The 25,505-nt window shown below is 42.8% G+C and carries 24 protein-coding genes, 1 rRNA gene and 1 riboswitch; of the genes, 11 read left to right on the top strand and 14 right to left on the bottom strand.

Translation table 11 applies throughout. From position 1 onward, the window contains the following. The first annotated feature begins 4 nt into the window (after nt 1-4). Nucleotides 5-119: ribosomal RNA gene (rrf, locus tag FTV08_RS14030) — 5S ribosomal RNA — on the top strand. Nucleotides 120-586: 467 nt separating this feature from the next. On the opposite strand, the gene FTV08_RS14025 is transcribed toward rrf, so the two are convergent. From FTV08_RS14025 to FTV08_RS14000, 6 genes are all read right to left on the bottom strand, one after another. Continuing rightward, nucleotides 587-1,168, bottom strand: a complete 582-nt coding sequence (locus FTV08_RS14025; RefSeq protein ID WP_005246122.1) for a lytic transglycosylase domain-containing protein — start codon at nt 1,166-1,168, stop codon at nt 587-589. A 124-nt stretch (nt 1,169-1,292) separates the two neighbouring features. Further along, the gene (locus tag FTV08_RS14020; protein WP_180087549.1) at nt 1,293-1,784 is read right to left on the bottom strand and encodes a GNAT family N-acetyltransferase; all 492 of its coding nucleotides are present in this window, start codon (nt 1,782-1,784) and stop codon (nt 1,293-1,295) included. 113 nt (nt 1,785-1,897) lie between these two features. Beyond that, nucleotides 1,898-3,097, bottom strand: a complete 1,200-nt coding sequence (locus tag FTV08_RS14015) for an acyl-CoA dehydrogenase family protein (RefSeq protein WP_180087548.1) — start codon at nt 3,095-3,097, stop codon at nt 1,898-1,900. Between the two features lie 23 nt (nt 3,098-3,120). Continuing rightward, entirely contained in the window at nt 3,121-4,416 is a 1,296-nt protein-coding gene (locus FTV08_RS14010; protein ID WP_180087547.1) for an acyl-CoA dehydrogenase family protein, read from the bottom strand. A gap of 236 nt (nt 4,417-4,652) precedes the next feature. Continuing rightward, nucleotides 4,653-6,029, bottom strand: a complete 1,377-nt coding sequence (locus FTV08_RS14005) for an AarF/ABC1/UbiB kinase family protein (protein WP_004647106.1) — start codon at nt 6,027-6,029, stop codon at nt 4,653-4,655. Nucleotides 6,030-6,189: 160 nt separating this feature from the next. Continuing rightward, nucleotides 6,190-6,498: a hypothetical protein gene (locus tag FTV08_RS14000; RefSeq protein WP_085064442.1), complete on the bottom strand. Its 309-nt coding sequence runs from the start codon at nt 6,496-6,498 to the stop codon at nt 6,190-6,192. A 201-nt stretch (nt 6,499-6,699) separates the two neighbouring features. On the opposite strand from FTV08_RS14000, the gene FTV08_RS13995 reads away from it, so the two are divergent. The 6 genes from FTV08_RS13995 (at nt 6,700) to FTV08_RS13970 (ending at nt 12,797) form a co-directional block, all read left to right on the top strand. Further along, entirely contained in the window at nt 6,700-7,086 is a 387-nt protein-coding gene (locus tag FTV08_RS13995) for a DUF1311 domain-containing protein (RefSeq protein WP_180087546.1), read from the top strand. Nucleotides 7,087-7,290: 204 nt separating this feature from the next. Beyond that, nucleotides 7,291-8,298 (top strand): 50S ribosomal protein L3 N(5)-glutamine methyltransferase, encoded by a 1,008-nt coding sequence (prmB, locus tag FTV08_RS13990; RefSeq protein WP_180087545.1) that lies wholly within the window; start codon nt 7,291-7,293, stop codon nt 8,296-8,298. A 13-nt stretch (nt 8,299-8,311) separates the two neighbouring features. Beyond that, on the top strand, nt 8,312-9,406 hold the full coding sequence (gene aroC / locus FTV08_RS13985) for a chorismate synthase (RefSeq protein ID WP_180087544.1): 1,095 nt from the start codon (nt 8,312-8,314) through the stop codon (nt 9,404-9,406). 67 nt (nt 9,407-9,473) lie between these two features. Next, nucleotides 9,474-9,995 (top strand): GNAT family N-acetyltransferase, encoded by a 522-nt coding sequence (locus FTV08_RS13980; RefSeq protein ID WP_180087543.1) that lies wholly within the window; start codon nt 9,474-9,476, stop codon nt 9,993-9,995. 125 nt (nt 9,996-10,120) lie between these two features. Then, nucleotides 10,121-11,029, top strand: a complete 909-nt coding sequence (locus FTV08_RS13975) for an AEC family transporter (RefSeq protein WP_180087542.1) — start codon at nt 10,121-10,123, stop codon at nt 11,027-11,029. Nucleotides 11,030-11,329: 300 nt separating this feature from the next. Then, nucleotides 11,330-11,417: riboswitch (glycine riboswitch) on the top strand. Between the two features lie 135 nt (nt 11,418-11,552). Then, a complete protein-coding gene (locus FTV08_RS13970; protein ID WP_005266264.1) occupies nt 11,553-12,797 on the top strand; it encodes a D-amino acid dehydrogenase in 1,245 nt (414 codons plus the stop codon). Nucleotides 12,798-12,879: 82 nt separating this feature from the next. Here FTV08_RS13970 and FTV08_RS13965 read toward each other — a convergent pair whose 3' ends face one another. Continuing rightward, nucleotides 12,880-13,533 (bottom strand): hypothetical protein, encoded by a 654-nt coding sequence (locus FTV08_RS13965; RefSeq protein WP_180087541.1) that lies wholly within the window; start codon nt 13,531-13,533, stop codon nt 12,880-12,882. 100 nt (nt 13,534-13,633) lie between these two features. On the opposite strand from FTV08_RS13965, the gene ispF reads away from it, so the two are divergent. Beyond that, nucleotides 13,634-14,122 (top strand): 2-C-methyl-D-erythritol 2,4-cyclodiphosphate synthase, encoded by a 489-nt coding sequence (ispF, locus tag FTV08_RS13960; RefSeq protein ID WP_005266267.1) that lies wholly within the window; start codon nt 13,634-13,636, stop codon nt 14,120-14,122. 2 nt (nt 14,123-14,124) lie between these two features. Here ispF and FTV08_RS13955 read toward each other — a convergent pair whose 3' ends face one another. The 3 genes from FTV08_RS13955 to FTV08_RS13945 all read right to left on the bottom strand — a co-directional run bounded on the left by FTV08_RS13955 (nt 14,125) and on the right by FTV08_RS13945 (nt 16,823). Further along, nucleotides 14,125-14,649, bottom strand: coding sequence for a protein tyrosine phosphatase family protein (locus tag FTV08_RS13955; RefSeq protein WP_005246137.1), 525 nt, complete (start codon nt 14,647-14,649; stop codon nt 14,125-14,127). 64 nt (nt 14,650-14,713) lie between these two features. Further along, the gene (locus tag FTV08_RS13950) at nt 14,714-15,805 is read right to left on the bottom strand and encodes a 3-deoxy-7-phosphoheptulonate synthase (protein ID WP_174766804.1); all 1,092 of its coding nucleotides are present in this window, start codon (nt 15,803-15,805) and stop codon (nt 14,714-14,716) included. Between the two features lie 127 nt (nt 15,806-15,932). Next, on the bottom strand, nt 15,933-16,823 hold the full coding sequence (locus FTV08_RS13945; protein WP_004280461.1) for a sulfite exporter TauE/SafE family protein: 891 nt from the start codon (nt 16,821-16,823) through the stop codon (nt 15,933-15,935). A gap of 387 nt (nt 16,824-17,210) precedes the next feature. Between FTV08_RS13945 and lpxB the strand changes: the two genes are divergently transcribed. After that, on the top strand, nt 17,211-18,383 hold the full coding sequence (gene lpxB, locus FTV08_RS13940) for a lipid-A-disaccharide synthase (protein ID WP_180087540.1): 1,173 nt from the start codon (nt 17,211-17,213) through the stop codon (nt 18,381-18,383). A 2-nt stretch (nt 18,384-18,385) separates the two neighbouring features. Here the strand turns inward: lpxB and FTV08_RS13935 are convergent, their stop codons facing one another. Beyond that, the gene (locus FTV08_RS13935; RefSeq protein ID WP_180087539.1) at nt 18,386-19,336 is read right to left on the bottom strand and encodes an AraC family transcriptional regulator; all 951 of its coding nucleotides are present in this window, start codon (nt 19,334-19,336) and stop codon (nt 18,386-18,388) included. Nucleotides 19,337-19,524: 188 nt separating this feature from the next. Here FTV08_RS13935 and FTV08_RS13930 point away from each other — a divergent pair, with 188 nt between their 5' ends. Further along, nucleotides 19,525-20,739, top strand: coding sequence for an alkane 1-monooxygenase (locus FTV08_RS13930; protein ID WP_180087538.1), 1,215 nt, complete (start codon nt 19,525-19,527; stop codon nt 20,737-20,739). Between the two features lie 54 nt (nt 20,740-20,793). On the opposite strand, the gene FTV08_RS13925 is transcribed toward FTV08_RS13930, so the two are convergent. Continuing rightward, entirely contained in the window at nt 20,794-22,617 is a 1,824-nt protein-coding gene (locus FTV08_RS13925; RefSeq protein ID WP_180087550.1) for an acyl-CoA dehydrogenase, read from the bottom strand. Between the two features lie 78 nt (nt 22,618-22,695). Here FTV08_RS13925 and FTV08_RS13920 point away from each other — a divergent pair, with 78 nt between their 5' ends. Beyond that, nucleotides 22,696-23,676, top strand: coding sequence for a GlxA family transcriptional regulator (locus tag FTV08_RS13920; protein WP_180087537.1), 981 nt, complete (start codon nt 22,696-22,698; stop codon nt 23,674-23,676). 6 nt (nt 23,677-23,682) lie between these two features. Here FTV08_RS13920 and FTV08_RS13915 read toward each other — a convergent pair whose 3' ends face one another. Both FTV08_RS13915 and FTV08_RS13910 read right to left on the bottom strand, forming a co-directional pair. Then, nucleotides 23,683-24,885: an MFS transporter gene (locus FTV08_RS13915; protein WP_180087536.1), complete on the bottom strand. Its 1,203-nt coding sequence runs from the start codon at nt 24,883-24,885 to the stop codon at nt 23,683-23,685. Then, on the bottom strand, nt 24,882-25,325 hold the full coding sequence (locus FTV08_RS13910; protein ID WP_180038466.1) for a MarR family winged helix-turn-helix transcriptional regulator: 444 nt from the start codon (nt 25,323-25,325) through the stop codon (nt 24,882-24,884). The genes FTV08_RS13915 and FTV08_RS13910 overlap by 4 nt, the downstream gene beginning before the upstream one ends. Between the last annotated feature and the right edge of the window lie 180 nt (nt 25,326-25,505).

Here is a 25,505-nt window from a genome sequence, read left to right as displayed (position 1 = left end):
TTGTGCTGGCGACCATAGCAAGAGTGAACCACCTGATCCCTTCCCGAACTCAGAAGTGAAACCTCTTAGCGCTGATGGTAGTGTGGGGTTACCCATGTGAGAGTAAGTCATCGCCAGCTCATTATTCGAAACACCCCCTTCAAGCGAAGGGGGTGTTTTTTTATGCGCGGGATTTTAGAAATAAGTCTTTTATTTCTGATTCTGATTTCTATATGCATTCACTTCCTATCGAGCTCCACGAACTTATTAATTTAAGTGTATAGAAGTATTTATCTGAAATCTTATTAAAGTCTTCTTAGAAGGATGATTCACGTTAATATGACTAGTGTTATCCGATCGATATAGTTTGATCTAAAAGATTTTACAGTCCTATCTTATAAATCTTAAAAAATAAAAAACCAGCGAATCGCTGGTTTTTTATGGCAGGGTATTTTTACCGAACACGCATATCACAACTGTAGTTAATATTTTCTAAATATGTTTTCATAGCAGAAATTTCAATAGGTATTATTTAATAACTACTAATTATCAAAGCTTTACATAAAATAGCCTAAGCATTATTAATTTAATTAGCTTAAATCAGTAATTATAGAGAGTCTTTCAGCATTTTTTTATGCTGTTTTACTTGTTTGGCATAACGTTTACCTTGTTTACGCATTTTACGATTATTTTCATAACCCGATGGACCTACATTATAATAGGCAAGCGCTTTCTTCCAGTCACCGGATGATTGATTATATTTAGAAAGAATATATGTACCACATTGGATATTACTGCTTTCATTGTATAAATCACCTGGACAAGTTTGTTGCCAATATCTCGGAATCACTTGCATCAAGCCTACCGCACCTGCTGGCGAAGTTGCTTGGCTACGATAAGTAGATTCCTGACGAATCACAGCCGCCACTAGAAGTGGATCTACACCCTGATTTTGTGCATGTTGAACAATTAAAGGTGAAACACGATTAGCTGTACTGGATGGGGTGGAATAAGCAGTTTGAATGCCTTTAGACAGCTTAGCTGCGCGTTTTTCTACCGAGCCTCCGCCCAAGGATGAGCAACCCGCAAAAAGAAAAGTGCTCAATAAAATAGAGGAAAATTTAAAAGAATGAGAATGAAATAGTGAACGTTTAGATTTAATTGGATTGAATAAATAAGAAAAAAACAAACTGTGGATTCCATGCCTGAATAAACGTATTTCGATGTTAGGCAGCCTATATACAAGAGTCAAGCTTGCTGCTGATGAAAGCACTTTATTACTATACAAATTTTATCTATCTACTAAAAAATCTCTAAATTGAAAGGGTCTTTAGCATCCAGATTTCACAGGCATCACTATGTCCGGTATTGCCTTCAGGATAATCAAGATGCTGAAAACCTAATTTTTCATAGAGTTTCACCGCTTGCCAAAGCGCTTTAGTTGTTTCTAGATAGACTGAATTAATCTGATGAGTCTGTGCAAATTCACAGGATAATTCTAAAATTTTCTTGGCAAAACCTTGCTGACGAATTTCAGGTAAAAAGTACATTTTCTGAATTTCTAAAATAGTTGCATCACCTTTTAATGGCGCAACTCCACCACCACCGTAAATTTTATTTTGTTGATCCACAACAACCCAGTAAGCTGATTTCGGTTGCTGATAAACTTGATACAGTTCATCTAGAATAGAATCGCCTACTGCGAAACCAGATTCTGCTGCCAGCCCAAACTCTTGGGAAACACGACGAATAATGCTTGCAATTTGGGCATTATCTTCAGGCTGAATAGGACGAATAGAGTACATATAGAACTGATTTTATTTTGAAAAAACGATGAATTTTTATAACCTTAAATCCTTAAAAAAGCCATCGTTTATTCAATTTAGATAAGTTTAATTCACTATTTGATGAGCAATCACTATTTTAATTCGCTTGATGATTTTCCCAACTCCCGACGGGCAATAATGAGTTGCTGAATTTGCTGGGTGCCTTCAAAGATATCCAAAATCTTGGAATCACGCGCCCATTTTTCCAAAAGTTCAGTTTCGTTATAACCAATGGCTGCTGCCAGTTCGACACATTTTAAGGTGATTTCATTACCGATCCGACCGGCCTTGGCTTTGGCAATAGAGGCTTCACGTGAATTGGGTTTGCGATTATCGGCCATCCAGGCAGCTTTCAGCATCAGTAAGCGTGCTGCTTCCCATTCAGCTTCCATACGATAGATTTGTGCTGCGATATTAGAGCTTTGTAAATACGGTGTGGCATAAGTGGAGTCCAGCTGATCCTTAAAAATCTCCTTGATGCGTTCCAGCGAGGCTTTCGCACAACCAATCGCCATGGCTGCAACCAGCGGGCGAGTATTATCAAAGGTTTCCATCACGCCAGCAAAGCCTTTAGCAACATCGATTTCTGCATGACCGAGCAAGTTTGCTGCAGGTACTCGACAGTTGATAAAGCTAATCGTGGCAGTATCGGATGATTTAATCCCTAATTTATGTTCCAGTCGTTCAACCTTCATTCCTGGAGTACCTTTAGTCACCACAAATGATTTAATGGCTGATCGTCCCAGTTTTTTATCCAAAGTTGCCCAAACGACTACTGCATCAGCACGTTCTCCGGATGTTACAAAAATTTTCTCGCCATTCAGAATATAGTCATCACCGTCTTTGGTCGCAGTGGTACGAATCGCAGCGGAATCTGAACCACAACCTGGCTCGGTAATCGCCATGGCTGCCCAAGTTCCATGAAAACGGTGCAATTGCTCCTCGTTGGCAACAGCTGCAATGGCTGAATTTCCTAATCCTTGGCGTGGCATCGAGAGTAATAAGCCAGTATCGCCATAACACATTTCAATAATACTCAGGGCGGTAGACATATTAATGCCATTTTTATTAGTCGTATCTGCATCGCCACGTTTATTGACTGCTGCACCAGCATTCATGCCTTCACTACCTTGGTTCATGCCATCGACAACAGAAGCGAGCATGTCTAGCTCTATCGGATAAGCATGTTCAGCCTTGTCATATTTACGTGAAATAGGGCGCAAAACATTGAGGGCAACTTCATGTGCTTGATCAATCAAAAGCTTAAATTTTTTTGGAGTTTGTAGATTCATTATTGTTCTTCTTTATGTTGTGATCAGGCATGCAAGCCAGAATGGAGAATGGCAGTGGCTCTCAGGTCTCTATACCAGCGTTCTACCGGATGTTCTTTGGTAAAACCATGACCACCCAAAATTTGTACACCATCGGTGCCGATTTTCATGGATTTTTCTGCACAGAGTAGACGTGCCAAATAAGCCTCACGATGAAAAGCTTGACCAGATTCAGCCAGGCTGGCGGCATTCAGGATCAGCATTTGCATCGCGTCAATTTCAATGGCCATATCGGCAATCATAAAGGCGACACCCTGACGATGGGAAATCGGTTCACCAAAGGCAATACGTTCATTGGCATATTGCACACAGTATTTTTTGACTGCTTCACAGGCGCCCACTGCCATCGCACACCACATCAGATTGCCCAAATCTACGAATGCACGATAATCAAAATCTTCATCACCCAGACGATGTGCCGGAGTATCTTCAAATTTGAGCGTAACGGTTTGAGTAGCTTTTAATCCCATAGCCGGCGATTTTTTTGCAGTAACCGTAATGTCGCGTTGCACCACAAAGACCTCAGCTTTTCCGTTTAGATCAGCACTGACCAGATAGAGATCGGCACTTTCTCCGAAGAGCACTAAGGTCTTTTGACCCCGAATCAGATAATGTCCCTGATGTGCAACAGCCTTGGTTCTAAGTTGCTCCGGGTTAAACGCTGCTGTTTCTTCCTGCACTGCAAAGGTGGCCTTTAACTCAGGATTCTCTGCGAAAGCGCCCAGATATTCTGACTGAATTTGCTCTGAGCCCCAGCGGGTAATGGCGTTAATGACACTAAAAGTCGAAAGTAAGCCAGCGGTCAGGCTGAAATCTCCTTGTGCCAAATGTTGAGCGATTAAAATATTGCTGACAATATCCTGTTCTGATGCAACGCCCCCCAATGCTTCAGGCAGGGCATAGAAATTCAGACCTAAATCAGTGCTGTATTGCCAGAGTTCATGGGGAAATAATTCATGCTGATCTGCATCATGCGCCAAGGGATACAGCACCTCTTGGGCAAATTGCTGCATGGCATTACAGGTCATTTGCTGTTCTTCAGTCAGATTCATATCAAATAAGGATTTGGACTGATGGGGCAGACGTTGTTTTTGAATCTTCTGGCTAGATTTCAGGATTTTCTGGGTTTGCCCCAGGGTTTTGAATCCTGCTTTTGAACTTTGATAAAGTGATTTTTCTACAAATTTCCGCAGCTTTAAATGGTCTAATACTTCGCTGCCCGCGATTTTGGTCAGTATGGACAAGCCAAATCCTTGGGCTTTATTCACCATATTATTCATTCTGATTATCCTAAAGGTGTTGTCACGTTATTTTTTTAATACTGACATGTGCTCAGATATAAAACTATGTCGTAGGTGACAAGATTAATTGACAATTTTTAGGTTTAGGGGATTGAAGGAAGGGATGAATAAATCAATGAAAATTAAAAGAAAGATAAAAATATAAAAAATCGAATATGTCTAAAAATTGACCCGAATGACAAAATCATCCGGGTCTTTTTGATGCAGGTTTTATTTTAAGAAAGATGATGTTTAATCATGGCACGCACATTGGTTTTGGCATCAATCACGGTCATAAAAGTATAGGCACCGATAAATTTACGACTAATAAACATAAATTCTTTAGGTGGAACACTGAAATAACGTGAAGCCATTGATCTCGACGCCTGTTGCATCACACGGCTATGCAGCTGGCTTTTTTTCCAGTCATAGCGATTATGTTCATCCATGATGCCAGCTGGCAATTCTTGATTATTCAGTGGTGAGCTAAACGCTTCGGTGGCCAGTAAAAAGACTTTGGCCATATCTGGTTTAATGCTTTGCGGAATCGAATCAAAAAACTCATAGCCGGTCATCGCCTTGACCATCATATCCGAGTCATGATGATAGCCTGCCTGAATCAGGTTACGCGCAACACTGAGCAGATGCTGGTCAAACTGACGGATCGCGCCAAAGTCGAGCAGAATGATCTTGTCGTGCACATCTGCGCCATTGCCCAGACGAACCAGATAATTACCAAAGTTCGGATCGGTTTGCATCTCGCCCCATTCGAAGATTTCACGCACTGCAATTTCTAGAGAGGCTTCACCTAGCTGGTTGCGGCGTTCTTGGGGTAAGGACAACATCACTGGGCTGTTGATCGGCACACCGCGTTCAAAAGTCATGCACAGCACACGATCTGAGCAATATTCATTAATAATGGTTGGGACGATATAGCGAGGATCATCTTTTAAACGGGCAGCAAAACGACGCGTGGTATCTGCTTCAATCTGATAATTTACTTCACGATGCATCATTTCACGGACTTCATCGAACCATTGGTCGAATTCGCGAGTCTGTGGCACGATACGGGTCAATTTCAGCATGTTTTTAAACAGACTCATATCCGAATCAATGGCTTCTGCCACACCCGGATACTGAATTTTTAACACCAGTTCCATGCCGTCAGATTTTCGGGTAGCGCGATGTACCTGTGCCAAAGAAGCTGTGCCCAAAGGTTCATGATCAATGGTGAGATCGTCCAGTTTTGAACCGAGTTGTTGCTGTAACTGGGTCTTGATGGCTGGCCATGCCAATGCCACCGTCTGATTGTTCAGGGTATTTAGAGCCTGAGTGACTTCTTCTGGCAGAAAATGCTCACCGTACAGCGCCATCATCTGGCCAATTTTAACGATAGAACCTTTTAGCTTGCCAATTTCTGCTACCAGATAATCGGCCTGTTCTTTCATGGCTTTTTTACGTTTTTTTTCTTTTTCTTCTTCACTTGAGAACATGGAGCTTGCACTAGAAGCCGCCCAACGCGTGCCTGCCAGCAAGGATGCCTTTGCGATCGATAAGCGTCGATCCATAGAGGAGGTTTTCAGTTGTTTAAGCTTATCGTTCTGATCTGACATGTAAACTCGATCCTTTCATCATCAGCATGAAGCAGAATAAATCATTGTAAGGGATAGTAGCGTTTCTGCACGTATTAAAAAAGTTTAAGCCGCTGAATTTATAGTAAAAGCTAGGCAAGCTTTCATTTATTCACCAGTTTGTATCAGTTTAGACAGGGCATTATGCCATTTGAAATTGGATTTTTAATTCAGATCGTTGTTGTAACTGTTGTTTATTTGTTTGAATATGTTGATGAATCAGGCGCTGTACGCTGTCATGCATAAAGCCCAAAGCATAGCCTTTTACAATCACAATACTAGGCAAGCCAAAAAACAGATATTTGGCATCTTCCAGTGTCGCATCGGTAAATACGCCATGCTGCATTAAGGTCGACTGCAAAAATACCTTTTCTTGCTGCACCTGACTGGAGGCTTGATCATTCCAGTAATTCTGGCGCATCGCCATAAGATTATTGTGCTTATAGCTCATAGATCTGGGCTCATTTGAAGATTGAATGCGGATTATATGTGGGTCATGGGCCAATTTTCAATTGTGCAACTGTTTTAATCTTTCATTCCGAGAAAGGCATAGGATTTTTGTCCGGACTGCGTTAATATCAGTGGATAATTTAAACAATATTGATTGTTAAACATTTATTGGGATTGTACCGGTTTCGGTCAAGGGGAAGTTATGCGTCTTGCATGGTTTTTAGTTGCAATTTTTGCGGGTACTTCGGTTCAGACACAAGCTGCTGTTGGGTATTCTAAGGAATATACACAGTGCATGAATTTTAGTTATGGTAATACACCCAAAGCTGAAAAATGCTTGGAAAAAGAGCTGAAATTTCATAATAAACGTTTGAAGAAAAACTATAAAACTTATCTTAAATTGAATCCGAATCAGACTGCAGTTATCCGCAGTCAGCATGTATTGTGGGAGCGTAAACTGGCCCAGCAATGTAACTTTAGAATGTCAGGAAAATATGCCAAGCAGCAACAGGGTCAATGTATGCTGGCTTTGATCATGGATCAGGCCAATCTTTATCAATCCCGCTCTTATGCGTCCGGGTTCCGATAAATCATCATAGTATTAGCATCGACATTTAACAGAAACATCCCTAAATAAAGTAAACATTTATCTGAATAATCGCTCACAAAAACAGGAGTTTTATAATTTTTGTGGGCATAGGGAATTCGTGTTTTTCATGCTTTTAGCATTATAAAAGCAGGCAAAACAAGGTATCATAAGGCGTTTAAAAAAATGACCTTGGAGACGCCTTAAGTGGATCGACCGACTATTAGCCCTGAACATATGCAGGAAGCCGCTGAAAATTTAACCACCATTCGTGATTTTATTCGTTTTGGTGTGACAGCATTACGTCAATACGATGCACATTTGGGCCAAGGCACAGAAGATTATTTTGCTGAAAGTTCAGCGCTAGTGTTGCAAACCCTGTCACTAGAATGGAAAGCGGACGCTGAAATTCTAGATGCCAAATTATTGCCAAGTGAAAAAGCCGAATTTTTAAGTCTGCTGGAACGCCGTATTAATGAAAAAGTTCCAACTTCATATTTATTGAATCTGGCTTACTTTGACGGCAAACCCTACTATGTCGATGAGCGTGTGCTGATTCCACGTTCACCGATTGCTGAACTGATTCAGAACCGTTTTGCCCCGTATTTCCTGGGTGAACATGGTCAAATGGGTGAAGCGGTTAATAACTTGCCGGAAAACCCGAATCCGAAGATACCACAACGCATTCTAGATATGTGTACCGGTTCCGGCTGTATCGCAATTGCCTTGGCTTATGCTTTCCCTGAAGCGGAAGTAGATGCGACTGATATTTCGAAAGAAGCCTTGGAAGTTGCGCAAATCAATACTGAGCATCATGACAAGCAATATCAGATCGCTTTGCTTGAATCAGATCTGTTTGAAAAAATTCCAGCTGAAAACCAATACGATTTAATCGTATCTAATCCGCCGTATGTCGATGCGGAAGATATGGCTGATTTGCCTGAGGAATTCCATCATGAGCCTGAGCTTGCACTTGCTGCAGGTCAGGACGGTCTGGATCTGGTGCGTAAAATGCTGGCTCAAGCAGCAGATTATCTGACTGAGAATGGCCTGATCGTGATCGAAGTGGGTAACTCAGAATGGGCGATGCGCCAAAACTTTAATTCGGTTGATTTCTACTGGTTACAATTCCAGAAAGGTGGTACGGGTATCTTTGCATTGACTGCAGAGCAATGCCGTACCTACCGTGATCTATTTATTCAGTCTATTGCATAAGGAGTCGTTTGACATGGCAGGTAATAGTATAGGGCAACTGTTCCGTGTAACGACTTGTGGTGAATCTCATGGTGTTGGCCTGATGGCCATCATCGATGGGGTTCCACCCGGCATTGAGCTGACTGAAGCTGATTTGCAAAAGGATCTGGACCGCCGTAAGCCGGGTACATCGAAATTTGCAACCCAGCGTAAAGAACCCGATGAAGTAGAAATTATTTCCGGTGTGTTTGAGGGTAAAACCACCGGTACTTCAATTGGTTTGTTAATTCGTAATACGGATCAAAAATCGAAAGACTACGGCAATATCGCACAAACTTTCCGCCCGGGTCATGCCGACTATACCTATACCCAAAAGTATGGTTTCCGTGATTACCGTGGTGGAGGCCGTTCAAGTGCGCGTGAAACGGCAATGCGTGTTGCTGCGGGTGCAATTGCCAAGAAATTCCTTTTTGAGAAATTTGGCATTGAGATTCGTGGTCATGTAACCCAGATCGGCACCGAAAAAACAGAGAAACTGGACTGGAACGAAGTTCCAAACAATCCGTTTTTCTGTGGCGATGTGGATGCAGTACCACGTTTTGAAGCGCTAGTGACGTCTTTGCGTGAGCAAGGTACCAGTTGTGGCGCTAAACTCGAGATCATTGCGTCTAAAGTGCCAGTGGGTTGGGGCGAGCCAGTCTTTGATCGTCTAGATGCTGACATTGCGCATGCCATGATGTCGATTAATGCCGTTAAAGGTGTCGAAATCGGTGATGGTTTTGGTGTCGCTGAACAGTTTGGTCATGAAAGCCGTGATGAACTCACCACAGAAGGCTTCCTGGCCAATCATGCTGGCGGTATTTTAGGTGGTATTTCTAGCGGTCAAGACATCCGTGTTGCGATTGCGTTGAAACCGACTGCATCTATCACCACGCCAGGTAAAACCATCAATATTGATCGTGAAGATACTGATGTGTTGACCAAAGGTCGTCATGATCCTTGCGTAGGTGTGCGTGCAACCCCGATTGCTGAAGCGATGCTGGCGATTGTGCTGATGGATCACTTCATGCGTCACCGTGCGCAAAATGCCGATGTTGTTGCGCCATTTGCACCGATTGAACCTAAATAATTTGCTTTAACTTTAAAGTGAAATTGTTTTAAAGTCAGACTCCGGTCTGACTTTTTTTATTTATAAAATGAATCACTATAAAAATATACGATTGGCGAGCAAGGCTGATGTTCAGCAACTTACTATGCTGATTAATACAGCTTATCGTACTCCGGGTGGATGGACGACTGAAGCAGGAATGATCCAGGGTGATCGTATTCAAGAAAAACAGTTATATGACTTGCTCAATTTAGAAAATTTTCAGCTGTTTGTGTTGGAAATTGATAATAAGCTTCTTGGTTGTATTGGCGTGAGCTTAGGACAGCAAGTAGCAGAGATTGGAAGCTTTGCTGTTGCACCTGCTGAGCAAAACTCGGGTTATGGCAAGCAATTATTGGACTTTGCCGAATCCCATATTTTCGAAATATTTAAAAAGAAAGTGATTCAGATGTCAGTGTTAAATGTTCGTACTGAACTGTTGGCATATTATCAGCGCCATGGCTATCAGCTGACTGAAAAGATTGAAGCATATCCACTGGGTCAAAAGCTCGGAGAACCTTTGATTCCGTTACATTTACTGATTTTAGAAAAAATCATCAGATCAATATGATTAGTTGGTGAAAATTCAAGCTTTTTGCTACTTAAATTGAGTGGTGAAAAAGCTCATCAATATGCTAAGTTTTCTGTTCAGTCTAAGCGGCTTAAGATTAGGCAGAAAACAGACCAGGATGTCACATGCTGCATATTATTTTAACTTCTTTATTTCCCCTCATCGGACTGATCAGCTTTGGTTATCTGCTTAAGCGTAGGCAATGGTTGAGTGATGATTTTTGGCGAGGCGCTGAAAAGTTAAATTATTATGCATTGTTTCCGGTAATGCTGTTTTTAAATCTGGCCACTGCCAAGATTCAAATGAATGTCATTCAGGATGTAGTACTGGTCGTATTTAGCATCATGGCTGTGGTCAGTATTGCGCTGTATATCTTGCGCCAAATTTACCGAATTTCCTATGCGCGTTTCGGCGTCTATGTTCAAGGTTTACTGCGCTTTAATACCTATATTGGCCTTGCTGCTGTCAGCGCCTTATTTCAGCAGCAGGGTATGACTATTTTCGCTGTGATCATGGTGCTGTGTATTCCTTTGGTGAATATCTTGTCAGTGCTGGCATTTACCCGTAGCCACGATATGCAGCTGAAAAAAATCATCCTGGATTTGTCTAAAAATCCATTAATTCTAGGCTGTATTGTGGGTGGTTTATTTAATCTTTCTGGTTTGTCACTCTGGACTGGAGCAGAGCAGTTTCTTAAACAGATTGCACTGTGCAGTTTGCCGCTCGGTTTGATGTGTGTGGGAGCAGCCTTACAGTTTCAGGGTTTTCAGCGTGATGTGTTGCCACTCAGCCTGATAACCTTTGGCCGCGTGTTCGGAATGCCGCTGATTGCATTTTTAGTGTGTAAAATTTTCCAGATTGATGCATTAACTACTCAGGTTTTGGTCTTGTTCTTTGCACTTCCTACCGCCTCAGCTTCGTATGTTTTAACCCGGGTATATGGCGGCGATAGCGAGTTAATGGCCAGTATTATCAGTGTACAAACAGTGGTCGCAGCAGTAAGCTTAGTACTGATGCTTTCTTGGCTTATCTAAAATTCTAAAATGGATAAGGAAAACTCTACATTTTGAATTATTAAAATAGCCTAAGCAAAAAAAAGGTTAAATTTTATTTAAGCGCCAAAATTAAATAAGTTCTGGAATTTTATAAAGGGTAGAACTTACTCGTTTTACTTACGGCAGCAAAATCTAAAAATTTAATATCTAGGCAATATCCTCTATCACACATGTATACTGTTAATTAAAAAAAAGAATCATGGATAAATTCACGTGAATTAACATAAATAAAAACTGTGTTTCTCCTAAAAATGGTATATAAATTGCTCATGATAATAAAACATTATTGCAGGAGAGAAATGCTTCTGCATTCGCCGAAGGAGCAAGGTCCCAGGAAACTCTCAGGCAAAAGGACTGTGATAATGGATAAAAACTCTGGAGAGAAGTGTTCAATCACTCACCGAAGGGGAAGGTGGCCGCATTGATGTGCAATGTATCTACCGAAGCTCTCAGGTACACATGACAGATGGGAAAAGACATCAATATAATCAAGGAGGTGTCTATGCGTCATGTCGTGGTGATTGGGGCCGGTATTACCGGAGTAACCACAGCTTATGAGCTGGCACAATCAGGCTATCAAGTGACTGTGGTTGATCGGCATCTTTATCCGGCAATGGAAACATCCTTTGCCAATGGCGGCCAGCTTTCTGCCTGTAATGCCGAAGTATGGAACCAGAAAGCCACGGTACTCAAAGGCATCAAATGGATGTCACAAAAAACCGCACCACTTTTGCTCAATCCTTCTTTCAGTGTGCATAAATACAGCTGGCTCATGGAATTTCTGGGCAATATCAAACATTATGAAGCCAATACCCGAGAGACTGTACGGCTGGCTTTACTGGCAAGAGCACGCTTATTTGAAATTGCCGAAACAGAAAATATTGATTTCAATTTAGAAAAACGCGGCATTTTACATTTTTATCATAACAAAACGGATTATGATGTTGCGATCAAAGTCAATGATCTGTTGTGTAGCGGTGGTCTGGAGCGCAATGCCATTTCCAATGCAGAAATCAAGCAGATCGAACCTGCATTAACTGGCGATTATTATGCAGGATTTTACTGTCAGAGCGATGCCACCGGGGATATTCATAAATTTAGTACCGGTTTGGCCAAAGCCTGTATGCAAAAAGGCGTGAAATTTGAGTTTGGTCAAGATGTTTTTGTTGTTGATCATCAGGCTCAGAATATTCGGGTTAAATGCAAACCTAGTACTGAAAATGTCCATTCCTCTCCAGAGGATGTTCTGGAGATTAATGCAGATGCCATTGTGGTCTGTGCAGGGGTTGGCAGCTATCAATTGGCTGAAATACTTGGTGAACGAGTCAATGTCTATCCAGTCAAAGGCTACTCGATTACCGTGCAACTGAATGATGAGCAGAGCCAGAACAACGCACCTTGGGTCAGTCTGCTAGATGAAAGTGCGAAAATTGTCTTGTCACGCCTAGGCAAGGATCGTTTGCGTGTTGCAGGAACAGCCGAGTTTAATGGCTATAACCGGGATATTCGTGCTGACCGAATTCAACCTTTAATTGACTGGACCAATCGTAATTTTGACCTGTGTACTGAGCATGTTGTTCCGTGGGCAGGCTTACGCCCCATGATGCCAAATATGATGCCTGTGGTACGCCGTGGCAAACATGAGCGGGTCTTTTACAATACCGGACATGGTCATCTGGGCTGGACTTTATCAGCTGCAACGGCTGCGATGATTAGTCAGGAAATTGCGCAATACTATCCAGCTTAAATTGATAGCCCGCTTGCGGGCTATTTTTTACATCAAAGATATCATTTTATATAACAATAAATTTTAATATTTTTAAATTAAATCAATCATATAGTCGATAAATACCGGTAAATGGTTCACAGCCTTTCTGCTGGCTACTGACCGCTAAAATGGCTTTACTATAGTTAAACTCATAGCGGCAGTCATTTTCATTATCGGTGATCTGGTTTTTTGTCTCAGGCGTGGTATAGGCTAAAAAAGGAACGGTCTGCTTCTCGGTCCGGTTATTTGGATTACGATATGCCAGGCCTTCAATCTTGATCCGGTCTTTGGTCAGTTGATGAATCTTGAGATGCACGGGCTGCTTGGCGATTTGTCCCTGTTCAAACTTAATATAATGCTGGGTCAGACTTTGATTCAGTGAAATATAGACATTTAAATCATCTAAACGCCATTCAAACTGCTGTTTAAAACAGTCTAGCGTTTTGCATTGCTGTAAGCGGGTCGCCCATAGTTGTTGGCTATCTTGTAATAAACGCACAGGTGCATCAGTAATCAGAAAAGCAGTAAAGTATTGGTCTGTGAGTTTTTCACGAGATTCAGCCAGCGATGCTGAGCAGACTTTATTCATGGCAGCCGTTTTTTTGCTGTCATCGCTACAATCCATTGTGATCGCTGAGCTACCCGTAGAAATCGTCCCCAGACCGAGCATCAGGCCAATTATTTTCAACATATTTATATCAGTTTTCAGTAGCATGATCGCTTATACTTTCACTGTGTTACGCTTGGTCTAACTATAGCGAAATAGAAAGCAAGTGTACAAGATTTCAATGGGCTATTTCTAAAGGATGTATAAGGTGATCGCACAAATTCGTATTGGCCAGGGTCTGGATGTGCATGCATTTGAAGAAGGTGATTTTGTCACTCTGGCAGGCATTCAAATTCCGCATACTCACGGTCTGAAAGCACATTCGGATGGTGATGTAGTGCTGCATGCACTCTGTGATGCTTTGTTGGGTGCTTTGGCGCTCGGAGATATTGGCCAGCATTTCCCAGATACAGATCCTGAGTTTAAAGGTGCAGATAGTCGGGTATTACTCAAGCATGTTTATCAGCTAATCCTGGATCGTGGTTATCACCTGAATAATGCCGATATTACCGTGGCCTGTGAACGTCCAAAACTGGCGAAACACAATTTGGCCATGCGTCAAAGTATTGCAGATGTCTTGGATATTGATGTGACTCAAATCAGTATTAAAGCCACCACCACTGAACAGTTAGGTTTTACCGGTCGTCAGGAAGGCATTATGTCGATGGCAACCGTGTTATTGAGCCATAGTAAATAAAATCAGGCAAAATAATTTGGATTAATCAGGGAAAGTTCCAGTTCCTGCGTTGCTTTACGACCTTGTAGCTGTAGGGCAACCGCATGCATTAAACCGGTCCAGGTTTCATTTGGTTCCCAGATCTGATGCAAGTGTTCTTGTGCTGTAGGCATATCGATATCCATATAGTACTGACGATATAAATACATCAGACAACTGACATGGTAGTTTTGCGAACAATGTACCCAGACCATTTGCTCTTTTACCAGATGATCGATCAGATCCAGTACCAGCAGGCATTGATTGTCTGATGGGGTTTCCCAGGAAATCGGAACCTGAATATAGTTCAGTCCCAGCTCAAGGCAAATTTTATCTTCATGCGGCAGATACTGTTCGCTATCGGTCAGCGCCACATTGATGACTGTAGATACACCGTATTCTTTCATCAGCTGTAATTGGGTAGTGGTCGGTTGACCGGAGCTAAACAGATGTTCGTGTATGAACTGAAAATTCTCAATCTGGCTTAATGCCGTTTCAATATCATTCATCAGATAAATTTTCCTTGTTCTAGAAATGCAAACGCCATCTTGGCGATGGCGTTGGTCAGATCATTTAACGATTAGGTAAAATGTCTTTCAATGCCTCATGCATGTCGAGTAAAACTTTTTCAGTCGTTTCCCAGTCGATACAGCCATCCGTAACGGATTGACCGTATTCCATATCATTCAGGTTCGCCGGAATGTCCTGACGACCACCCTTAAGATGACTTTCTACCATAATACCAACAATTGACTTGTTTCCATCAAGAATTTGTTCGGAAATGTTTTTAAGTACAAGTGGTTGCAGGTACGGGTCTTTGTTAGAGTTGGCGTGGCTGGCATCAATCATGATCTTGGTGCTGACTTTGGCCTTGGCTAGAGCAGCTTCTGCATCGGCAACCGAGCCTGCATCGTAGTTCGGCTTGCCATTACCGCCACGCAGTACCACGTGAGCATAAGGATTGCCTGAAGTGCGAATCACAGCCACCTGGCCTTGATCATTCAGACCGAGGAAGCTGTGACCATGTTTCACAGATTGCATCGCATTGGTCGCGACCGTTAAACCGCCATCAGTACCATTTTTAAAGCCGACTGGTGAAGAAAGACCAGAAGACATTTCACGATGGGTCTGGCTTTCTGTGGTACGTGCACCAATTGCTGACCATGAAATCAGGTCTTGGTAATACTGTGGCGAGTTTGGATCAAGTGCTTCAGTGGCACATGGCAAGCCCATTTCATTCAGTTCAAGTAATAGCTTGCGACCGATACGCAGACCTTTTTCAATATTGAATGAATCATTCATGTCTGGGTCATTGATCAGGCCTTTCCAGCCTACGGTAGTCCGTGGTTTTTCAAAATAAACCCGCATCACGATGTATAAGCTGTCTTTAACTTTTTCGCTCAGTACTTTTAAGCGTTCAGCATATTCATGCGCCGCCGCCGGATCATGGATAGAACAAGGGCCAATTACAACGAACAGGCGTTTGTCTTCACCATCCAGAATTTTACGAATCGTTTCACGACCATGCAGTACGGTTTGATAAGCAGTTTCAGTCAACGGTAACTCTGCTTTAAGCTCAGCAGGGGTTACAAGAGGAATCATGCTGTGGATATTCACGTCATCAATATCTGATGCTGAAATAGGATTTGACTGTTGTGTATTCATTGCCGTCACTGGTTCGATCATACAAAAGGTTGTTTAATAGCCCGAATATAACATGAATGATGCGTCACTTTGTTATAAAAAAGATGAATACTTCTTTGAAAAAAAAGTGATGAATCGGATAGTTAACTTAAACGGACGGGGAATTTTGATTCACAATTATCATTGCTGTTTCAGCAGGTTGAGCCGGTTTTGATTTCACAGGATTAATCATGAAATTCACGCCCAGCGCAAATAGGGTAATACCTAAAATTTTGCGGATCAGTTTTTCCGGCATACGTGAGCTGAGTAAAGTGCCGACAATAATCGCCGGAATAGACCCCACCAATAACCACATGAGCAGCATGAAATCGACGTTGCCTGAAGACATATGACCCAGCCCTGCGACCAGTGTCAGTAATACCGCGTGCACCACGTCAGAGCCAATAATACGAATCATCGGCAGATTCGGGAACATCACTACAAGTGCCATGATACCAAATGCACCGGCACCCACTGAAGATAGCGTGACAAATATGCCCAAGATAATGCCCATGATGATGATAGCAACGCGCTTTTCTTTGGCTTGCAGCTTCACTTTTTCCAGATCCTGCGTCATATCCGGTAGTTCTTGTTTTCTGTATTTATTAAAAAGATTTTCGATCTGGGTGCGAAACAGAATGGATAAGCCGGTAATAGTCAGCATAAAGCCCAAGACCATGGTCAGGACGGCTTTGTAATGCGTCGATTGGCTCAGATAGTTCTCGAGTACCCAATGCGTTGCAAAAGATGCGGGAATACTGCCAACGGCCAGCCAGATCACAATCGGCCAGACAATATTCATTTTCTTGGCATGCACAAACGAGCCACAGAATTTAGAAATCGCGGCATAGAGCAGGTCAGTACCAATCGCGATATGCGGTTCAATCCGGAATAAACTGATAAGAATTGGCGTCATTAATGAACCGCCACCGACACCGGTGACACCTACACAAAAACCTACCAGAACGCCTGCTAAAATAAATTCAATCGGACCAAACATGCATATATGCCAAAATCAAAAAACGAGCATATCTTATGACTTTTGGGTATAAGTCGTTGTCTTGATTATTGATTTACTTATGCATAAAAAAGATAAAGCTAGGTGAAGAATATTAGGTGATCTTTCATGTTTATTCACTGGGTTATGTATAAAGTGCGAATATAATGATTGATTTTAACTGTCCGATTTGCCCCATTTCTGTCTAATTGAATGTACCTGTAAATGTCGATTTAATTCTTGTTATGCAAGCTCCCTTATTGACTAAGTTATTCTAAATGGTGAGTTTCTTAAAATGAGAAGATGCTTAAGCTTCTTCCGGAATAGTTACAGGATTATGTTAGAATCCCGATTCAATAAATTTCCATGCGGATCTGAGAGGAAACCCACTTGCTAAATCGAAAGCTTAAAATTGGAATCGTGGTCGGTGAAGTCTCTGGAGATACGCTTGGCGCAAAATTGATTCGCCGTTTTCGTGAGCAAGGCATTGATGCTGAATTTGAAGGTATCGGTGGTCCACAAATGATCGCGGAAGGTTTTAAAAGCTATTATCCGATGGATATTCTGTCGGTGATGGGCATTGTCGAAGTTTTAAAAGATATTAAAAAACTGTTTGCTGTGCGGGATGGTCTGGTGGAAACCTGGACTAAAGATCCGGTCGATATTTTTATCGGGATTGATGCGCCTGATTTTAACCTGCGTTTGTCAAAAACCATTAAACAAAAACAGTTACCGATTAAAACCGTGCAATACGTCAGTCCTTCGGTCTGGGCATGGCGTCAAGGCCGTATACATGGCATTAAAGCCAGTATTGATCTGGTGCTGTGCCTGTTTCCATTTGAAAAAGCGTTCTTTAAAAAATGGGATGTTCCTGCAGCTTTTGTCGGACATCCGCTCGCTAGCCAATTGCCGCTTGAAAATCCAATTCTGGAGGCTCAGACAGAATTAGGCCTAGACCCAGATCAGAAATATATTGCATTATTACCGGGAAGCCGCCGTGGCGAGATTGAGCGTTTGGGACCTTTGGTTCTGGATGCAGCTAATATTCTGCATCACAAATATCCGGATTATACCTTTCTGATTCCTGCGATTAATGATGCACGCAAGCAGCAAATCGAAAGTTTACTGGCCACTTATCCTGAGAGCTTAAAAACCCAAATTCGCTTGATGGAAAATACCAGCGCTGAATCCAAAATTGGCCGTCAGGTCATGAATGCATCCAATATTATTGCACTGGCGTCTGGAACTGCAACGCTTGAAGCGATGTTGCTGCACCGTCCGATGGTGACTTTTTATAAATTGCACTGGCTGACCTATCGAATTGCCAAATTACTGGTAAAAATCCCATATTTTTCATTACCAAATATAATTGCTGGCAAAAAAGTGATTCAAGAACTCATCCAATCCGCTGCTACACCTGAAAATCTGGCAGCTGAAATTGAAAAACTGATGGATATTGAAGCAGCGCAGATTCAGGTTATGCAGCATATCACCATGCACAAGCAGCTACTTTCTGGCAATAGCGAAGATCCGGTCACAGCAGTATTGGCATTAGTCCAGTAATTTTAGTCTGGTAATAAAGACTGGTTCTTCTGACAATTCAGCCGGTATTGGGTCGGCGTCTGTTCAAACTGTTTTTTAAAACTTTGACTAAACGCCGTCTCGGATGAATAACCAACCAGATAAGCGATCTGCTGGATACCAAATCCACTATTTCTCAAATATTGCGCTGCCAGACGCAGGCGGTGCTGTTGCAGATAGGCAAGGGGCGGTTCACCGACAATCTGGGTAAATAACTGGGCGAATTTGGAACGTGACATATGACATTGTTCGGCCAGACTTTCTACAGTCCAGAATTGTTCAGGTTTGCCATGAATCGCTGCCAGTGCATTGGATAGTTCCGGATGCGAGAGCGCATTCAGCCAGCTCGAGGCATTTTCCAGGTTTAAAATATAATCACGTACGCATTCAATCAGTAAAATACTGACCAGATGATCCAGAATCTTGTCACGTCCGGGACGAAGCTGCTGGGTTTCCAGTGCCAGAAACTGCAAGCCAACCTGTAACCATTCTGGCGCCGTATCACCCAGAATATGTTGAATATGCAGGTATTTAGGTAATGCACTCAAAAGAGGTTTGGCCATCTGGATATCCAAGCTAGAACGAATAGCCAGTATGAAACTATGCTCCGCCGAATTTTCCCGATTGAGATCAATACATTGCTGTGCATTGCTCTGAAAATAAGGATTAATCGCATGGTGCTCAGAAAAATCGGCATTGTCTGGGCAGGAAACATGATGGGCAGAACCTGCAGGTAATAGCACCAGATCACCTTGCTGCAGCTCCAGCCGATCACCATTCATGAACTTTAATTGGGCCTGTCCCTGTAACAGGATATAGGCCAGCATAAAAGGCTCATGCTGATAATCAAAGCCACCTGGATGAAATACATTCAGATAAAGATATTCCGATTTTTCCAGATGAATATCATCAAAAATTTTACTTAAAGCATCCATGCCTAACTCTATTCTTCTGTTTTATTTCATTTAATTGACTATAAATTTTTTAACTTTGTGATTTTAGGCCAGAATTTGGCAGCATGTGCCAAAGACGCTGACATAGCTTTTCTGGAAGTTGAATACTGTTCGCGGCTGCTGAAATATTCAACTATAAGTGCAGAGTAACATAAAAAAGGAAGGTCGCAATGAATGCCCCTGCACAAATCCAGAAAGCGCAGTTTACGCAGGAAGCGTCGGCACTAAAAGGTGTAAAGCTGGATAAAAAACGTTTTGGCTGGTTGCTCAGCCCAGGTCTGCCTGTGATCGGAATGGGAATTCTGGCCGGTTATCATTTTGGTCCTAAAGCCACTCAAAAAGTCTTTGCGATGGGCGGGCCTTTATTATTGCATGTCATCATTCCGACATTGGATGCTCTGATTGGCGATGATGCCAATAACCCAAATGATGAGCAGATCAAGGCACTGGTTAACGATCCTTATTATGACCGCATTGTAAAAACATTTATTCCCTTACAAATGGCAGCCAATGCCTTTGCTGGCTATGTCGTAAGTCGCCCAAATATGTCTTTGCTAGATCAGGTATTGCTGGGAGTTTCTATGGGTGCGATTAATGGTGTGGGGGTGAATACCGCACATGAACTCAGCCATCGTCCACAGAAAAAAGACCATTACTGGTCTCATGCCAGCCTGATGCCTTTGGGCTATAACCATTTCCGAATCGAACATCCTTATGGACACCATAAACGGGTGGCGACACCAGAAGATCCGGCATCTTCAAAAATGGGTGAATCTTTTTACCGTTTCTGGCCACGTACCGTAATAGGCGGATTAAAATCTGCAATCCAGATTGAAAAAAGACGGCTCGAGCGTAAGGGACTGAAATTCTTTAATCAGGAAAATGAGCTGTTTCATGGTTGGGCCATGAGTGCCGGCTATCATGCCTTGATGCTAAAGGCGTATGGCAAGAAAATTATTCCTTATACACTGACACAGGCATTTTATGGCGTTAGCCTGTTTGAGATTGTGAATTATATCGAGCACTACGGACTGAAACGTGGACAGAAAGCGGATGGCAGTTATGAGCGAACCTTGCCGGAACATAGCTGGAATAACAACAATATCGTAACTAATCTGTTTTTGTATCAGTTACAACGCCATTCTGATCATCATGCTTTTCCAAGCCGTCCATTTCAGGCGTTGCGGCATTTTGATGAAGCGCCAGAATTACCCAGCGGTTATGCAACCATGCTGATTCCAGCCTTGATTCCACCTTTATGGTACAAAATCATGGATCAGCGGGTATATCAGCACTATCAGGGCGATTTAAGTAAGGCTAATATCTTGCCTTCCAAGCGTGCCAAGCTATTTAAAAAATTTGGTGTAAATAACTCTACAGCTTAATGAATTACAAAATAAAAATGCGCCGATAAAGGCGCATTTTTTGATTAATTCTGCCTAGAACCAGTCGGCTTGCATATTCAGGCAAGTATCATCCAGATGCATCAGTAATTTGGCCTGATGTTCAATTTCAGGGAGTTCCCAGCGAATAAAATATTGAGCTGCCTGAATTTTCCCTGCCAGAAAAGTCTGATCTTCTGCCTGCGAAGATGTGCCAAACTTGAGTTGAGCCTGATTCGCCATTTCCAGCCATAGCCAGGCTAGGATGGTCTTACCCATCATATCCAGATACAGGCCTGAATTGGCCAAAGCTTCGCTGACTTTGCCTTGATGCAAGGCCTGGCCTAAAATCTGTGTAGTCTTTTGCACAGTGGCAAGATGCTGTTTATAGATCTTTGCGAGTTCCACTATCTTAGGTTCATGAATCTCTGACAAGGTCTTCTGGATGCGCTGCATGAGCAGATTGAGCCCTTTGCCATTATGCTGCCAGAGTTTACGTCCCAGCAGATCCAGAGATTGAATGCCGTAAGTTCCTTCATGAATCGGATTGAGCCGGTTATCACGGTAACATTGCTCCACCGGATATTCACGAGTATAACCCGCGCCGCCCAGGACCTGAATAGCCAGATCATTGGCTTTCGGACCATAGGCAGAAGGGAAAGATTTGACCACCGGGGTGATGAGATCAAGCAGAATTGCACTATCTTCATCTTGAGCTGCCTGAAGTTCATCAATTAATCGGGCTGCAAATAAGCAAAGTGCCAGCGAACCTTCTACATATGACTTTTGCGCCAGTAGCATGCGTTTGACATCGGTATGTTCAATGATATTCACCGGTTTGGAGTCAGGTGTTTTTTCATGAACTGGCCGGCCTTGCGGACGGTTTTTAGCATAATCCAGAGATTCCAGATAGCCACGATAACCAATCATGGCTGCGCCCAGACCGACACCCACACGTGCTTCATTCATCATCTTGAACATATATTTTAAGCCATGACCGGGTTCACCAATTAAATAGCCTAAGCAATTATCATTTTCTCCAAAGCTTAAAACTGTAGATGTAGTACCTCGATAGCCCATTTTGTGCAGTAAGCCAGCCAGCTGTACATCATTAGCTTCACCGAGTGAACCATCCTCGTTGGTTTTGAATTTTGGTACGATAAACAGGGAAATTCCTTTCACGCCTTGCGGCGCATCCTGAATCCGCGCCAAGACCAGATGCACAATATTTTCGCTAATGTCCTGATCGCCACCCGAAATAAACATTTTCTGGCCTTTAATTTTATAAATTCCATCTGCCTGAGGAATGGCTTTAGTGGTCAGATCGCCCAAAGAGGAACCTACATTCGGCTCTGTCATGGCCATGGTGCCAGCAAAGCGGCCACTCAACATATGCGGTAGGAATATTTGCTTTTGTTTTGGGGAGGCAAAAGCCTGTATCAGGTTCGCCGCAGCGGCCGTTAGAAAAGAATAAGCCACGGTGGACGGATTGGCCGACATAAAATAAGCATTGCAGGCCATATTCACCAAAGTGGGCAGTTGCATGCCACCATCTGCATAATCATGCTGGGCGCAAAGCAGGCCGGCATCGGCAAACTGTTGCCAGGCTGTCTTCACTTCATCAATGGTTTTGACCTGTTTGCCATCAAAGTTCGGTTCTTGTTGATCAGCTTTGGCATTATGCGGCGCAAAATAATCAGTCGCGATACCTTTTGCCGTTTCCAGAATACTGTCGAAAGTATTTTTGTCATGATCCTGATAGCGTTGCAGTTTAGTCAGCGCTTCAAGTTTGAATACGTCATAAAGCTGGAAATGCAGATCTTTATCATTAATCAGTTGGGTCACGGTACTATCCTGAATGTGCAATCCTTGAGATAGCATCAAGACTAGCAGTTGCTTTTATTGAGGAGGATTGTCAATAATGACATGAATCGGGTGAAAAGTGACAAATAAAAAAATATGCAAGATGTGGTGATTTTAGGCTTTGATGGGGCACTGGCTTCGGCCATTACGGGCGTGGTCGATTTATTTGCCATGGCTGGCGTAAGCTGGAACCGGATCCAGCAGCGGGATGTACAGCGCCTGTTTAAGGTGAGTATCGCCAGTCCGGATGGACACCCGATTCGGTGTATCAATGGGCTGCAGTTGCAGGCACATGTTTCTTATCAAGAGATTCAAACTGCAGATATTCTGGTGGTACCGACCATCGCTGCACCAATTCAGGATGTATTGCAACAAAATCCAGAACTGATTCATTTTTTAAAATCTGCACATGCAGAGGCGACTTTAATTGCAGGAAACTGTACGGGGAATTTTTTTCTGGCAGAAGCAGGCATTTTAGATGACCGGATTGCAACAACACATTGGGGTTTTCAGGAAGTGTTTCGTTCACGCTATCCTAAGGTGAAACTGAATGCCGATCTGATGATTAGCCGGGATCAGAATATCTATTGTGCAGGTGGAGGCCTGGCCTGGTTTGACCTGGGTTTGCATCTGATTGAGCGCTTGTATGGCTTTGAGGTGGCCATGCAATCGGCTAAATCTTTCGTAATTGATTACCGCCGTGATAGCCAGTTGTCTTATTCATTGCTGAATATTGGCCAGCCGCACCATGATGAACTGGTACAAAAAATCCAGAACTGGCTAGAGCAGCATTTTCATGAAGATTTTAGTTTGAACGAGCTGGCGGAACAGTTTAATGTGACTGGCCGAACCCTGATTCGACGCTTTAAACAAGCCTTAGACATACCGCCCAATCAGTATTTACAAGCAATCCGGATTGAAGCCGCCCGTAAACGACTGGAAGAAACCGATCAAGCTGTGGATGTGATCATGCAAAATGTCGGCTATCAGGACCCAAGTTCATTCCGCCGTTTATTTCATAAAAAAACCGGTCTGACGCCGTTGGAATACCGGCGCCGGTTTAGCCGGCGCTTTTAAAAGCGTTTAATGAGAAGGCTGTATTTTTCCTGCTTTCCGGCCATGCAGAAGGTAATACCAGACCAGACAGCTCAGGGTGAGCAGCGCCGAGAACAGATAAAGCTGGCGATAACCAATTTGGTCCAGCAGCATACCCAGGAAATACGGGCCAAAACCAAGACCGGCATCCAGGGCAATAAAGAAGGTTGAGGTTGCGAGTCCCATACGCTGTAATGTCGTACTTTTCACCGCAATGGTTTGACACACTGACTGGATATTCCCAAAACCAAAACCGAGTAACGCTGCACTAGTGAGTAACATCACAGAGTTTTGCGCCTGACTGAGTAGCAATATTCCCAGTGCCATAATCACAATGGCAGGATAGATAATGATATTTTCACCTTTACGGTCCATTAAGGGGCCAGTAAAAGGACGCGACAGCAAAATGGCAAAGGCATACATTAAGAAAAAGAATGATGCTGCTTCGACCAGATTAATGTCTTTGGCATAAAAGTGAATAAACGACAATATGCCTGAATAAGAAGTAGCCACCAGCAGTACAATCAGTGCAATCGGTAGCGCATTCGGTTCAATATACTGAGCCAGTTTGCTGGTGCTTTGCGGAGTAGAGACTGCTGACGAATGACTTGCTTTAAGGCGTGGTGGCTGGATAAATAGCCCACAGATCAGGCAGCTGAGCGCAACAATACTGGTAAAGATGAAAATTACCTGATAATTAAAATTTGTCATCAGCCAGATTCCGGCAAAGGGACCAATCGCTGTGCCAAGGGTGCTGCTCATGCTGAAATATCCAATTCCTTCACCACGCCGTGTGGCAGGAATGGTCTGTGCAATCACTGTACCCAGTACAGTAGAAGCCATACCCATCATAAAACCGTGTATTAGGCGGATACCCAATAAAACTTCCAGCTTGGCCGGAATCATATACAGTCCGGAAAAGAGCAGAAAGCCAGTCAGGCCAATGACAAGCGTATTTTTCAAACCCAGCCGATTCAGTAATTTTCCGATCAATAATCGTCCGAATAGGGTGCCGACAATAAACAGACCTGATACCAGACCGGCTTGTGCAGTCGAAGCCCCTAGCTCAGCCACTGAGTAGCCGACAATCACAATCACCAGTAAGTAGAACACCAGAACCAGCTGGAAATTCACCAGACTGATCAGGATAAAATTGGGCGTCCATAAAGACGCTTCTTGTTCTTGGCTCATTGAGGTCTGTCCTGAGATGAGGGATATAACTGCTGAATGAGTTGCATCAAGGTATTTTTACTGCCTTCAAGATCATCTGATGCAATGTGCTCAAGCAACTGATCTTCAAATGCATCGATCTGTTTGGAACACATCGCAAAGGTCTCAATTCCTTGCTCACTCAACTTGAACAGCTTTTGACGTTTGTCTTCAGTTTCGAGTTGGGCAATCAGATCGAGTTCAACCAGTTGCTGAATCCGCTTAGTAATACCGGGCTTGGATACATTGAGATAACTGGAAATATCTGCCAGCGTGCATTGTTGCTTTGACTGGATGACGTATAACACCTGCCATAAGGAATAATTTAATTGAGATGACAACAAGATCGTATTGATCTCATCGCTCATCAGTCGTGCGCAGCGTAATAACAGCGTACGAAGTCGGGGAGATTCGGAAAACATATGGTTAGTTAACCTGGGTAACTAAATTTAGGCCTAATTTACGCCTGTTTTATCTAAAGCTCAAGAGGAGAGTTTTAAAAATTATTCAGAGTAATATTTTCTTTATCAGCAAGAGTTACATAGTTTAACCTGATTAAAAAATAATCAACAAAAGACTACATACTTTTTATAACAGCCACG

Origin of the sequence: Acinetobacter sp. YH12226, assembly GCF_013417805.1 — a bacterium.
Classification (GTDB): Bacteria; Pseudomonadota; Gammaproteobacteria; order Pseudomonadales; family Moraxellaceae; genus Acinetobacter.
This window is presented reverse-complemented; position numbering and strand designations above follow the sequence as displayed.